We start from the raw sequence: 300 nt of genomic DNA on the forward strand, positions 1-300 counted from the left end.
GGTGAGCCAGGCGCTGGCCGAGATCGGCTATCCGTACTGGGATGAAAGCGAGAACCCGGCGTACCGGTTGTTCTTGGGCTGAGGCCTTCAAGCTGCTTACACCGGGACGCGGAGCGTCCTGAGCGGCATTCCCACGCGGAGCATGGGAACGATCAACGTAAAGGCTGGCATCTTGATCGTGCCCACGCTCTGAGGAACGATCAGTGTGAAGCTACTACTGCGCTGGCTGGGTCTCGACCGGCGCGGGGGTGGTCATTTCGACCGGCTGAGCCTCGGGTGGCGTGACGGTCTCGGCCTTGA

At 63.0% G+C, this 300-nt stretch carries 1 pseudogene; it reads left to right on the forward strand.

From position 1 onward, the window contains the following. Nucleotides 1–82, forward strand: a pseudogene (locus EE949_RS00935) (threonine dehydratase); the annotation flags it as partial. Nucleotides 83–300 lie beyond the last annotated feature (218 nt).

The organism is Pseudomonas viridiflava, from assembly GCF_900602065.1.
Lineage (GTDB): Bacteria > Pseudomonadota > Gammaproteobacteria > Pseudomonadales > Pseudomonadaceae > Aquipseudomonas.